The organism is Streptomyces sp. NPDC002057, assembly GCF_040296665.1.
Taxonomy (GTDB): Bacteria; Actinomycetota; Actinomycetes; order Streptomycetales; family Streptomycetaceae; genus Streptomyces.
On record NZ_JBEOXR010000008.1, the window covers coordinates 54,995 to 66,853 of the forward strand.

Annotated in this window: 12 protein-coding genes; 9 read left to right on the forward strand and 3 right to left on the reverse strand. The window is 72.4% G+C overall.

The window, feature by feature from the left end; genetic code table 11:
* Positions 1-118 precede the first annotated feature (118 nt).
* The 3 genes from lipA to ABT129_RS09410 all read left to right on the forward strand — a co-directional run bounded on the left by lipA (position 119) and on the right by ABT129_RS09410 (position 2,272).
* Entirely contained in the window at positions 119-1,087 is a 969-nt protein-coding gene (gene lipA / locus ABT129_RS09400) for a lipoyl synthase (protein ID WP_351898668.1), read from the forward strand.
* Between the two features lie 254 nt (positions 1,088-1,341).
* Positions 1,342-1,557 carry an SCO2195 family GlnR-regulated protein gene (locus ABT129_RS09405; protein WP_030208220.1) on the forward strand — a complete coding sequence of 72 codons (216 nt, stop codon included), beginning with the start codon at positions 1,342-1,344 and terminating at the stop codon, positions 1,555-1,557.
* A 10-nt stretch (positions 1,558-1,567) separates the two neighbouring features.
* Positions 1,568-2,272, forward strand: coding sequence for a DUF4191 domain-containing protein (locus ABT129_RS09410; protein ID WP_351898671.1), 705 nt, complete (start codon positions 1,568-1,570; stop codon positions 2,270-2,272).
* Positions 2,273-2,342: 70 nt separating this feature from the next.
* Here the strand turns inward: ABT129_RS09410 and ABT129_RS09415 are convergent, their stop codons facing one another.
* Positions 2,343-2,810, reverse strand: coding sequence for an RDD family protein (locus ABT129_RS09415; protein ID WP_351898674.1), 468 nt, complete (start codon positions 2,808-2,810; stop codon positions 2,343-2,345).
* Positions 2,811-3,053: 243 nt separating this feature from the next.
* Here ABT129_RS09415 and glnA point away from each other — a divergent pair, with 243 nt between their 5' ends.
* The gene (glnA, locus tag ABT129_RS09420) at positions 3,054-4,478 is read left to right on the forward strand and encodes a type I glutamate--ammonia ligase (RefSeq protein WP_351898676.1); all 1,425 of its coding nucleotides are present in this window, start codon (positions 3,054-3,056) and stop codon (positions 4,476-4,478) included.
* Between the two features lie 74 nt (positions 4,479-4,552).
* On the opposite strand, the gene ABT129_RS09425 is transcribed toward glnA, so the two are convergent.
* Complete coding sequence (locus tag ABT129_RS09425) at positions 4,553-4,828, reverse strand: hypothetical protein (protein WP_351898678.1); 276 nt, start codon at positions 4,826-4,828, stop codon at positions 4,553-4,555.
* A gap of 148 nt (positions 4,829-4,976) precedes the next feature.
* Here ABT129_RS09425 and ABT129_RS09430 point away from each other — a divergent pair, with 148 nt between their 5' ends.
* Both ABT129_RS09430 and pdxR read left to right on the forward strand, forming a co-directional pair.
* Complete coding sequence (locus ABT129_RS09430) at positions 4,977-5,336, forward strand: arsenate reductase family protein (protein ID WP_351898681.1); 360 nt, start codon at positions 4,977-4,979, stop codon at positions 5,334-5,336.
* A 106-nt stretch (positions 5,337-5,442) separates the two neighbouring features.
* Positions 5,443-6,849 (forward strand): MocR-like pyridoxine biosynthesis transcription factor PdxR, encoded by a 1,407-nt coding sequence (pdxR, locus tag ABT129_RS09435; RefSeq protein WP_351898683.1) that lies wholly within the window; start codon positions 5,443-5,445, stop codon positions 6,847-6,849.
* A 68-nt stretch (positions 6,850-6,917) separates the two neighbouring features.
* Here the strand turns inward: pdxR and ABT129_RS09440 are convergent, their stop codons facing one another.
* Positions 6,918-7,853, reverse strand: a complete 936-nt coding sequence (locus ABT129_RS09440; RefSeq protein ID WP_351898685.1) for a Gfo/Idh/MocA family protein — start codon at positions 7,851-7,853, stop codon at positions 6,918-6,920.
* 219 nt (positions 7,854-8,072) lie between these two features.
* On the opposite strand from ABT129_RS09440, the gene ABT129_RS09445 reads away from it, so the two are divergent.
* From ABT129_RS09445 to glnII, 3 genes are all read left to right on the forward strand, one after another.
* A complete protein-coding gene (locus ABT129_RS09445; protein WP_351898688.1) occupies positions 8,073-9,482 on the forward strand; it encodes a hypothetical protein in 1,410 nt (469 codons plus the stop codon).
* Complete coding sequence (locus ABT129_RS09450) at positions 9,479-10,642, forward strand: ARPP-2 domain-containing protein (RefSeq protein ID WP_351898690.1); 1,164 nt, start codon at positions 9,479-9,481, stop codon at positions 10,640-10,642. The genes ABT129_RS09445 and ABT129_RS09450 overlap by 4 nt, the downstream gene beginning before the upstream one ends.
* A 137-nt stretch (positions 10,643-10,779) precedes the next feature.
* Positions 10,780-11,811, forward strand: a complete 1,032-nt coding sequence (glnII, locus tag ABT129_RS09455) for a glutamine synthetase (RefSeq protein WP_351898692.1) — start codon at positions 10,780-10,782, stop codon at positions 11,809-11,811.
* The last annotated feature ends 48 nt before the right edge of the window (positions 11,812-11,859 follow it).

Genomic DNA, 11,859 nt, shown 5'->3' on the forward strand with positions numbered 1-11,859 from the left:
GAACCTGAGAGGCTGAGGAATGCGGGGCGCTGGCCAGAGGTTGGCCAGACGTAGTAAGGCATGGGAAGCAACGGCGTACCCTGGTGTGCGCCGAAGAATCGAAGCTACAGGAGCCGATGTGTCCGCAGTCGCACCCGACGGACGCAAGATGCTGCGCCTGGAGGTCCGGAACGCCCAGACCCCCATCGAGCGCAAGCCCGAGTGGATCAAGACCCGGGCGAAGATGGGGCCCGAGTACACGAAGATGCAGAGCCTCGTGAAGAGCGAGGGGCTGCACACGGTCTGCCAGGAGGCGGGCTGTCCCAACATCTTCGAGTGCTGGGAGGACCGCGAGGCGACCTTCCTCATCGGCGGTGACCAGTGCACCCGGCGCTGCGACTTCTGCCAGATCGACACGGGCAAGCCCGAGGCGCTGGACCGTGACGAGCCCCGCCGGGTCGGCGAGTCGGTCGTCACGATGGACCTGAACTACGCCACCATCACCGGCGTCGCGCGCGACGACCTGGAGGACGGCGGCGCCTGGCTGTACGCGGAGACCGTGCGCCAGATCCACCAGCAGACGGCGGACCGCGCCGACGGCCGTACCAAGGTCGAGCTGCTCGCTCCCGACTTCAACGCGGTGCCGGAGCTCCTGGCGGAGGTCTTCGCCTCCCGCCCCGAGGTCTTCGCGCACAACGTGGAGACGGTGCCGCGGATCTTCAAGCGCATCCGTCCGGGCTTCCGGTACGAGCGCTCCCTGGACGTCATCACGCGGGCGCGTGACTACGGTCTGGTCACGAAGTCGAACCTGATCCTCGGCATGGGCGAGACCCGCGAGGAGATCAGCGAGGCGCTCCAGCAGCTGCACGACGCGGGTTGCGAACTGATCACGATCACGCAGTACCTGCGCCCCTCCGTCCGGCACCACCCCGTGGAGCGCTGGGTGAAGCCGCAGGAGTTCGTGGAGCTGAAGGAGGAGGCCGACGAGATCGGCTTCTCCGGTGTGATGTCGGGCCCGCTGGTCCGCTCCTCGTACCGCGCGGGACGCCTGTTCCAGCAGGCGATCGAGAAGCGCGGCGCGGTCGACAACGCCACCCAGGCTGTGTGAATCCGAGCACAAGAGGTTACCGGCCGGTAATGGCCGGACCCGGCGCGGCCCGTACGCCCCCGCAGCTCAGCGGGGATGTACGGGCCGCGTCAACGTTTCCCCACTGCTCCGCCTGGCCGCATCAACGTTTCATCAGTGTTTGACCACCGAGTCACGCCCTGGTAACACCAGTCTGTGAGCCTGGTTTCACTCACCGCCACCACACGCTCACGCCCCCCGCCTCGTCTCACCCGCTATCGAGGGAGGACCCCGACATGCCGGCCGCATCGACGCACGTCCGCGTCACCGCGATCCCGTCCGTCACCGACGCCCTGAAGGCCGTGGAAGCACTGCTCCTCGGCGCCGGGCAGCGCACCGCCCGGCGCAACGCCTGGAACTCCGTCCTGGAGGACCGCCGTCGCGCCAAGGACAGGGTCGAGGCCCAGCACGTGATGGAGGTCGCGTCGGGCCGGACTTCCCGGGCCACGTAAACTTCAGGACATGGCGAGGAAGGCAAACACGGGCAGCGCTGACGCTGCGAACCAGGGGCGGCTCAAGCAGATCGCCCTCACGTACAAGATGACCCGAAAGGCTGACCCGAAGGTCGGACTTGTCGTCGCAGGCGTGGGCATCGTCGTACTCGGTGTCCTCCTCGCGATCGGCTTCCTGATCGGTCACCCGGTCTACCTGGGCATCCTGGGCTTCGTCCTGGCGCTCCTGGCGGCGGCCATCGTGTTCGGGCGGCGCGCCGAGCGCGCGGCCTTCGGGCAGATGGAGGGCCAGCCGGGTGCGGCGGCGGCGGTGCTGCAGAACGTCGGGCGCGGCTGGACGACGACCCCCGCGGTCGCGATGAACCGCAGCCAGGACGTCGTGCACCGCGCGGTCGGCCGGGCGGGGATCGTGCTGGTGGCGGAGGGCAACCCGAACCGGGTGAAGCCTCTGCTCGCGGCTGAGAAGAAGCGGATGAACCGCGTCGTGGTGGACGTGCCGGTGACCGACATCATCGTCGGTGACGGCGAGGGCCAGGTGCCGCTCAAGAAGGTCCGCACGACCATGCTCAAGCTGCCTCGGGTGCTCACCGGCCCGCAGGTGACGGTGGCCAACGACCGGCTTCGGGCGATGGGCGACCTGATGAGCAACATGCCGCTGCCGAAGGGTCCGATGCCGAAGGGCATGCGGATGCCGCGGGGCGGAAAGACGCGCTGACGCGCCCGACCGAACACGAAGAGGGGCTCCGGACCGCCAGGTCCGGAGCCCCTCTCTCATGCCCGGAAGGTCAGATGCGGACCTGGACGGCGCCCGAGAGGCGGTCGTGGAGGCCGCGGCCGTCGCGGTCCCAGATGAGGGCCGGGATCGCCAGGCAGACGAGCAGGGAGCGGATCGCCACCCGCGGCAGGCCCAGCCGGCCGCCGTGCACGGAGACGACCCGGAGGCCGAAGAGGCGCTTGCCGGGCGTCGAGCCGATGGTGCCGACCGTCAGCACGCTCACGACGAGGAGCAGGCCGAGGGCCCAGTTGCCCGTCGCCTGGTTGTAGCCGTCGGTGATCAGGCCGTATGCGATCAACGTGCAGAGGGCCCAGTCGACGGCGAGGGCGCCGAGGCGCCGCCCGGGGCGGGCGATCGAACCGGGGCCCTCCTCGGGCAGCCCGAGCTGCTGACCGCGGTAGCCGAAGTCGACGCCTGCGTCCTCGGCCGCCGCGCGGGGGCCGGAGAGCCAAGATCCGAGTGCTTGCCTGTTGTCCACCCGACCACGGTACTGCGCCCGTTTTTGATCACTTCGGCCCGGGTAGGCGAAGCCGGAAGACCGCTCCGGCACGGCCCGGCCGGAGCGCGGCCCGCACCCAGGCCGGTTAACTTCGACGAAACAATTGGGTCATGCTTGAGAAATCCCGTCTGCCTATGGTCGGGTCCAGCGTGTGCCACCGCACTGGCCGCACGACCGAGCTGCAACCCCGCCCCTCCCCGGGCCGGGAGTAGGAGGAGTTGGATGTCCGAGAAGCACGGGTTCCAGAACGCCGACGAGGTCCAGAAGTTCATCAAGGACAACGACGTCAAGATGGTCGACGTCCGCTTCTGCGACCTTCCGGGCGTGATGCAGCACTTCACGATCCCGGCGACGGCCTTCGACCCCTCGGAGGAGCTCGCCTTCGACGGCTCGTCGATCCGCGGCTTCCAGGCGATCCACGAGTCCGACATGGCGCTCCGCGCCGACCTGTCGACGGCCCGCGTGGACCCCTTCCGCCGCGACAAGACGCTGAACATCAACTTCTTCATCCACGACCCGATCACGGGCGAGCAGTACAGCCGTGACCCCCGCAACATCGCGAAGAAGGCCGAGGCGTACCTCGCCTCCACCGGCATCGCCGACACCGCCTACTTCGGCCCCGAGGCGGAGTTCTACGTCTTCGACTCGGTGCGCTTCGAGACCTCGGCGAACCAGGGCTTCTACCACATCGACTCCGAGGCCGGCGCCTGGAACACCGGTGCGGAGGAGAACAACCGCGGCTACAAGGTCCGCTACAAGGGCGGCTACTTCCCGGCCCCGCCGGTCGACCACTTCGCCGACCTGCGCTCGGAGATCTCCCTGGAGCTGGAGAACGTCGGCCTGCAGGTCGAGCGCCAGCACCACGAGGTCGGCACCGCCGGCCAGGCCGAGATCAACTACAAGTTCAACACGCTGCTCGCCGCGGCCGACGACCTGATGCTCTTCAAGTACATCGTGAAGAACGTCGCCTGGCGCAACGGCAAGACCGCGACCTTCATGCCGAAGCCGATCTTCGGCGACAACGGCTCGGGCATGCACGTCCACCAGTCGCTCTGGGCGAACGGCGACCCGCTGTTCTACGACGAGACCGGCTACGCGGGCCTCTCGGACACCGCCCGCTACTACATCGGCGGCATCCTCAAGCACGCCCCGTCGCTGCTCGCCTTCACCAACCCGACGGTGAACTCGTACCACCGTCTGGTCCCGGGCTTCGAGGCCCCGGTCAACATGGTGTACTCGCAACGCAACCGCTCCGCCGCCATGCGCATCCCGATCACGGGCTCGAACCCGAAGGCCAAGCGCGTCGAGTTCCGCGCGCCGGACCCGTCCTCGAACCCGTACCTCGCCTTCTCGGCGCTGCTCCTCGCGGGCCTCGACGGCATCAAGAACAAGATCGAGCCCATGGAGCCGATCGACAAGGACCTGTACGAGCTGGCTCCCGAGGAGCACGCCAACGTCCCGCAGGTCCCGACCAACCTGGAGGCCGTCCTCTCCGCCCTGGAGAACGACAACGAGTACCTCCAGGCCGGCGGTGTCTTCACCTCCGACCTGATCGAGACGTGGATCGACTACAAGCGCACCAACGAGATCGCCCCGATCCAGCTGCGCCCGCACCCGCACGAGTTCGAGCTCTACTTCGACCTCTAAGCCGGAGCCTCAGCAGTGAGGGCCGCCGCCCCCGGAAGTCCGGGGGCGGCGGCCTTCGCCGTTCCCTGGCCCGGTCAGCGGCCGTGGCGGATGAAGGTGCGGACCATGCGGCAGGTGGTGTCCGAGGGCGGGTGGATGCCGATGTGCTGGGCCGTGGCGCGTATGGCCGCGTTCGTGGCCTTCGACGGGACGTAGACGCCGGCGTCGAGGAGGGCGATCGCGAGGCGCATGGCCTTCAGGCGCCGGTTGTGCGTCACGTACCACTCGCGGGGGCGGCCCGCGGGGAGCGCCTTCCTCTGGAGCGGCTTCCACGGTTCGAGGGACGGTGTCCGGATCACGGCGAGAGCCATGGGCTACCTCCTGGCGAACGACGGGGTGCGGGCCCTCCCCGGGACCCTCACCTTCACCCCTTATTTTAGTGGCCCCCACTGACAATCGCCCCTGGCCAGAAGGGGTTTGGGGGGTGGTGGAGAGAGGCCTGGGGGGTACCGTGGGGACATGGAGATCTGGATCAATCCCGCCTGTTCCAAGTGCCGCAGCGCCCTCACCCTTCTCGACGCCGAGGGCGCCTCGTACACGGTGCGGCGCTACCTGGAGGACGTGCCCTCACCGGAGGAGATCCGGCAGGTGCTCGGCCGGCTCGGGCTCGAACCGTGGGACATCACGCGGACGCAGGAGGCCGCCGCCAAGGAGCTCGGCGTGAAGGAGTGGCCCCGCGACGCCGGGCACCGCGACCGGTGGATCGACGCCCTCGCCGCCCACCCCGAGCTCATCCAGCGGCCGATCATCACCGCCGAGGACGGCACGGCCGTCGTCGCCCGGTCCGACGATGCCGTCCGGGACGCGCTGTCCCGTTGACGGGTGCGGGGAGGGACGGCGGTACGGCAGGTGGGGCCGTGCGCGGGTACGGCAAGTACGGCGGACATGGCGGCGCGGTGGAGCTGACGGGCGGCGGTGACGGGTGGTGACCCCTTCGGACGGCGAGGGGCTCGGGGTCGATCTCCATCTGGAGGTCGGCGCCGGCGGCGGACGGCGGGCCGCGCTCATCGCGGCGCTGCGCGAGGCCGTGCGCGGCGGACGGCTGGCCCCCGGGACCCGGCTGCCGCCCTACCGCTCCCTCGCCGCCGATCTCGGGATCGCCCGGAACACCGTCGCCGACGCGTACGCCGAACTCGTCGCCGAAGGCTGGCTGACCTCCCGCCAGGGCTCCGGGACCCGCGTCGCCGAGCGGGTCGCCGCGCCCGCCCCCGGGCCCGTACGCCCGACCGCGCCGCCCCCGCTCCCGTACGACCTCGTCCAGGGCAAGCCCGACCCCGGCGCCTTCCCCCGCGCGGCCTGGCTGGCCTCGGCGCGGCGGGCGCTGACCGACGCCCCGCACGAGGCCTTCGGGATCGGCGACCCGCACGGCCGGATCGAACTGCGCCGGGCCCTCGTCGAGTACCTCGCCCGGGTGCGGGGCGTCCGCACCACTCCCGACCGGATCGTGATCTGCTCGGGCGCCGCGCACGCGCTGCGGCTGCTCGCGCGCGTGCTCGGCGCGGCGGACCCCTGGGCGGTCGAGGCCTACGGGCTGCCCTTCCACCGGGGGCTGTTCGCCGAGGCCGGGGTCTCCACGCTGCCGGTGCCCGTCGACGAGGACGGGATACGGGTCGCGGAGCTCCCCCGGCACGCGGGCGCCGTGCTGCTCACCCCCGCCCACCAGTTCCCCACCGGCGGACCGCTGCACCCCGAGCGCCGGGCCGGTGTCCTGGAGTGGGCGCGGGCCTCCGGCGCGCTCGTCGTGGAGGACGACTACGACGGGGAGTTCCGCTACGACCGGCGGCCCGTCGGCGCCGTCCAGGGCCTCGACCCCGAGCGGACCGTCCTCGTCGGCTCCGTCAGCAAGAGCCTCTCCCCCGCGCTGCGGATCGGCTGGATGTGCCTGCCGTCGGCCCTGGTGGACGCGGTGGTCGCGGCGAAGGGCCTGCGCGAGCCGTACGCCTCCGCGACCGAACAGCTCACCCTGGCCGACTTCCTCGTCTCCGGTGCCTACGACCGGCACGTCCGGCGGATGCGCCAGCGACACCGGGGCCGGCGCGACCGCCTGGTGGCGGCGCTCGCGGAACGGGTGCCGGAGGTACGGGTCACGGGCATCGCCGCCGGGCTGCACGCCGTGGTCGAACTGCCGCCGGGCAGCGAGCGGGCGGCGCTCGCTGCGGCGGCCCGCCACGGGGTCGCCGTGGAGGGCCTGGCCTCCTACCGCCACCCCGACGCCCGGGGCCCCGCCCGCCCCGACGGCCTCGTCGTCGGCTACGCCACCCCGCCGGAACGGCTGTACGAGGCCGCGATCGAGGCGCTGTGCGCCGCGCTGACCGCGTCCCTGCCGGTCTGACCGGCGGGGCCCCGGCGGATCCCCGGCGGTCCGTCCGGGGCAGGTCCCCGGCGGTCGGGCCAGTGCGGTCAGGACCGGGCCGCCTCCGCCGCGGCCTCCGCCGCCGCGTCCGCCGCCGTCTCCGCCGCGGTCAGGATCTCGGTGAGGCGGAGGCCGAAGCGGGCGTCGCAGGCGTCGGGTTCGCCCGTGCGGGCCGCTCCCACGAGGGCGTCCACGGCCGCGCCGAACGCCCCCACCGCCCCGTCCCAGCGGGGCAGTTCGACCCGGCCCCCGGTGCCGTACAGGGTGAGGGCCGCCTCCGCCGCCTCGGGCGGGGCGCCGAGGGTGAGCGTGGCGGTGCTGCTCGCTCCCGACGCGTGGCGCAGCACCAGGTGGTGGGTGTCGGCCGGACCCCGCGCGGCGGTGATCGCGGTGACGTCGCCGAGGACCGGCAGGAGGACGGAGAGGACGTGCGGGCCGACGTCCCACAGGCCGCCCTTCTCCTTGCGCCAGGGGGAGGCCGCGTACTCGCTGTTCGAACCGCTTCCGTAGAGCGAGCCCAGCCAGTGCGCCTCGCCCAGGAACCAGCCGCCCGCCGCGACCTGCTCCTCGATCCAGCGGGCCGTCGGCTCCGCGAAGCGAAGGGTGCAGAAGACCACCGAGGCGACCCCGGCGGCCTCGACCGCCTCGGCCACCTCGCGCGCCCCGGCGACCGTCGTGGCGACCGGCTTGTCGAGCAGGACGTGGCAGCCGGCCCGCGCTGCGCGCACCGCCAGCGGGGCCTGGACGTCCGGCGGGAGCGCGAACGCGACGGCGTCGCTGGCCGCGAAGAGGGCGTCCACGTCGTCGTACGCGCGCGTGCCGGAGGCGGCGGCGAGCGCGGCGGCCGCCTCGGGGCGTCTGCCCCAGACCCCGCTGAACTCGATCCCGGGATGCCCGGCGAGCGCGGGCGCGTGCGTGTGACCGGCCCAGGGGCCGGTGCCGAGGAGTCCGATACGGGGCGTGCCGCCCAGGTGCTTGGCCATGCCCCCAGTCTGCCGGGTGGCGCCGACATCCGTCCGCCCCGGGCCCGGCCGGCGTCCGCCCCCCGCGGAAATCCGCTCGCGCCCGTCCCCCCGCCCGGTGTTAGCGTTCCTCCGCCGGCCGCGGGACTTCGGTGCGACTTCCGGAACCTGCCTCTGAAGCAACGTCTTCGCTGTTCGTGCCCTCATTCCCCGGCCGGCGCCCACCAGAAGGGGAGAGCCTTGTCCGAGCTCGTCGCCGCCGAGGACGTGCTCCTCTTCGTCAACGCCGCCGTGACCGCCACGGGTCAGCGCGAGTTCCGTTCCTCCGCCGCCGCGCAGCACTTCTCACTGCGCTTCGTCCACGAGTACGTACGGGTCAACTACCGGCCCGTGTACGCCGCGGCCCTCGCGCTCGACATCAACCACCACAACGCCGCCCTCGTCGTCGAGCAGCTGCTGCGCACCGCCGACGAGGCCGGCGGGCCCGAGGAGAAGCGGGCCGAGGGGCGGCTGATCGCGGCGCGGCTCGCGCTGCTGCCGCCGCAGCGGGTCTACCGGCTGTTCCGCGCGCTGCGCGCCGCCGGGGTCAACAACCGGCGCACGCGCGCGATCGTGCGCGGGTGGCTCGCGGCCCGCCCCGATCCCGCCCTGGACGCGGTGAAGTACCGGTCCGGACTGAAGGGCGCCCTCCGGCATGTGCACGGTCGGCCGGCCGATCCCGAGACGGGGGACTTCCTCTTCGCGCCCGGCCGGCGGGTCCGGTACGAGAGCCCGACGCTCGACGCGTTCCGCCGGGCCCGCTACGAGCAGGGCGCGCTGTACGAGCTGCCGTTCACGGTCGCCGAGGGGTTCGCCGCCAAGCACGGGGTGCCGCGCGCGCTCTTCCTGGAGCGGATCGCGCCCCGGATGACCCGGCTCGAACAGCTGAGGACGGAGCGGGCCGCCGATCTGTCGGTGATGCCGCTGACCCGTCTCGCGCTGTACGTCCTGTCGTTGCCGTTCGGCGAGCGGGTCGAGCGCCGGGCCGAGCTGACGGGGGCGCTGCGGGCGGCCGCCCGGCGCGCGGCGGGGCCGTACGCCGGGAGCTGGGGGCGGGTCGCGGCGGTGCTCGACGACAGCTTCTCCTCCTCGGGTTCGGCGGTGAAGCGGCGTCGTCCGCTGGCCGTCGCGCTCGGCTGCCACTACCTCCTGGAGGCCCTCGCCTCGCCAGGGGCGTACACCCCGCTGTGGACCTCGGGCGGGAGTGATCCGCTGCTCGTCCGGCCGTTCGGTCCGACCCCGCTGGGGCTGCGGATCCTGGACGCGCTGGACACCGGACCCGACCGGCTGGTGATCGTCTCGGACGGCTGGGACAACGCACCGCCGGGGCTCGCGGGCGAGGTGCTGCGGGTGTGGCGGTCGCGGCTGGACCCGGAGCGGCGGACGAGCGTGGTGCACCTGAACCCCGTATACGACGCGGAGGGCTTCGACGTGCGCCGGCTGGCGCCGGGCGTGCCGGCCGCGGGGATCCGGGACGCGGAGGATCTGGCGGCGCTGGTGGAGATCGCGCAGTTCGCCGAGGGGCGGACGGGGTTCGCGGAGCTGCGGGCCTATCTGGACCGGCGGGTGGAGCTGTTCCTGGGGACGGCGGACGAGGGGGCGGAGGGGTGACCCGGATCGATCTCACCGGGCTCGGTGTGCGGCCCGCGCAGGTGTGGGGCGGTGTGCGGCTCGTGCCGCTGGTGCGGGCCGAGCCGGTCGCCGGGCTCCGGCTGCACCGGGAGGTCCACCGGGGTCTCGGTCCGGGGACGGTGGACCTCGGCGACCGGACCACCTACACCTCGTACATCCCGCACGGGTTCGTCGCCGACTGGACGGGGTCGGGGGCGGGCGCGGAGTCCGCCGCGTTCGGGACCCGGCTGGGTGGCGCGGCCGGGGAGGCGCCGGACACCGTGCCCGTGCGGCGGCTGCACCGGATGGCCAAGCGGCGGCAGGGCGAGCGGCGGCTCCGCTTCCTTCCGCTGCACCTCGCCCTGGAGGGCTATCTCGCCCTGCACTTCGGCGGGCCGTCCGTGGTGTGGGACGAGTGGTCCCGCGAGGCGGTGCGGCGCGGTCTCTCGCCGCGTGCCGAGGCGGCGTACGCGGGGTGGTCGGTGCCGGGGCTCGCGGAGGCGCTGCGGATCTTCGAGCTGCACCCGGGCCAGTGCGGGACGCTCCTGTACGTGGGGGACGCGCTGGCCGCGGCCTTCGTGGTGCCGCACCCGGAGGACTACCGGATCCTGCACCCGACGCTGGTCGAGGACCTGTACGGGGAGCTGGTCCACCAGTACGCGTACTACGGGGCCCCGGTGCCCGAGTTCACGGCGCGGATCCGGGACGGGGCCGGTGGCGTCCGGAGCCTCGCGGACCTGCGGGCGGCGGCCCGGGAGCAGGAGCGGGCCTGGGCGGTGGCGCACGACGGGCTGATGGCGCGGGACCTCCTGGAGACCTCGTACGCCTTCGAGCGGGTGTACCGGGCGGGGCCGTTCGACCTGCACCGGTTCCTGCCGCCGTTCGAGCGGAGCGGGCGGGAGCAGCACATCGGTGAGCTGATCAGCGACCGCAAGGGGCGGACGGTCTATCTGAAGACCTTCCGGCTCTCGGAGGGCCAGATCCGGAAGGGGTACCTGCTGCGGCGGCTGGCCGGCTGCGACTGGCACCTGGGGCGGACCGCCGAGGCCCTCGGGACCTCGTACGCGGAGGTCGTGCGGCGGGTCCGGGGCGCCGGGCTCGGCGCGCTCCTCGACGCCCACGTGGTCGCACGGCGGCTGCGGGAAACACAGGAAGGCTGAGTAACACGGGGTTCACATTCGGGCAATCGACGGGAAATCCCGTGTTGCGAAGCTGCGACCGGACACCGAACACCGCAGCTTCTCGCAGCGCCGCGAGCCGCCGCGACCCCGCAGCAGCACGCCAAAGGATGAGGCCCGTGACCTTCAAGGCTGAGTACATCTGGATCGACGGCACCGAGCCGACCGCGAAGCTTCGCTCGAAGACGAAGATCATCGCGGGTGGGGCCCTCGCCCTCGAGGAGCTGCCGATCTGGGGCTTCGACGGTTCCAGCACGAACCAGGCCAAGGGCCACGCCTCGGACCGCGTCCTCAAGCCGGTCTTCGTCTGCCCCGACCCGATCCGCGGCGGCGACGACGTCCTGGTGCTGTGCGAGGTCCTCAACACGGACATGACGCCGCACGAGTCCAACACGCGTGCCGCGCTGGCCGAGGTCTCCGCGAAGTACGCCGCTCAGGAGCCGATCTTCGGCATCGAGCAGGAGTACACCTTCTTCAAGGGCTCGCGCCCGCTCGGCTTCCCCGAGGCCGGCTTCCCGGCCGCGCAGGGCGGCTACTACTGCGGTGTCGGCGCGGACGAGATCTTCGGCCGTGACGTCGTCGAGGCGCACCTGGAGAACTGCCTGGCGGCCGGTCTCGGCATCTCCGGCATCAACGCCGAGGTCATGCCCGGCCAGTGGGAGTTCCAGGTCGGCCCGCTGGCCCCCCTGGTCGTCTCCGACCAGCTGTGGATCGCCCGCTGGCTGCTGTACCGCACGGCCGAGGACTTCGACATCTCGGCGACGCTGGACCCGAAGCCGGTGAAGGGCGACTGGAACGGCGCGGGCGCGCACACCAACTTCTCGACGAAGGCGATGCGCGAGGGCTACGACGCGATCATCACCGCCGCCGAGTCCCTCGGCGAGGGCTCGAAGCCGCTCGACCACGTCAAGAACTACGGCGCCGGCATCGACGACCGTCTGACGGGCCTGCACGAGACCGCTCCGTGGGACCAGTACTCCTACGGCGTCTCGGACCGCGGCGCCTCGGTGCGCATCCCGTGGCAGGTCGAGCAGGACCAGAAGGGCTACATCGAGGACCGTCGCCCGAACGCGAACGTGGACCCGTACGTGGTGACCCGCCTCCTGGTGGACACCTGCTGCGAGGCCCTGGAGAAGGTCGGCCAGGTCTGATCCGCGAAGCTCCACGACGAGAGGCGTCCACCGGCCACGGTGGGCGCC

What these genes read in the sequence shown, in the direction of transcription:
- ABT129_RS09405 (WP_030208220.1), top strand. Translation starts at nt 1,342, where the DNA reads ATGCCGGCCGCATCGACGCACGTCCGCGTCACCGCGATCCCGTCCGTC.
- ABT129_RS09410 (WP_351898671.1), top strand. Translation starts at nt 1,568, where the DNA reads ATGGCGAGGAAGGCAAACACGGGCAGCGCTGACGCTGCGAACCAGGGG.
- glnA (WP_351898676.1), top strand. Translation starts at nt 3,054, where the DNA reads ATGTCCGAGAAGCACGGGTTCCAGAACGCCGACGAGGTCCAGAAGTTC.
- ABT129_RS09425 (WP_351898678.1), bottom strand. Translation starts at nt 4,828, where the DNA reads ATGGCTCTCGCCGTGATCCGGACACCGTCCCTCGAACCGTGGAAGCCG.
- ABT129_RS09430 (WP_351898681.1), top strand. Translation starts at nt 4,977, where the DNA reads ATGGAGATCTGGATCAATCCCGCCTGTTCCAAGTGCCGCAGCGCCCTC.
- ABT129_RS09440 (WP_351898685.1), bottom strand. Translation starts at nt 7,853, where the DNA reads ATGGCCAAGCACCTGGGCGGCACGCCCCGTATCGGACTCCTCGGCACC.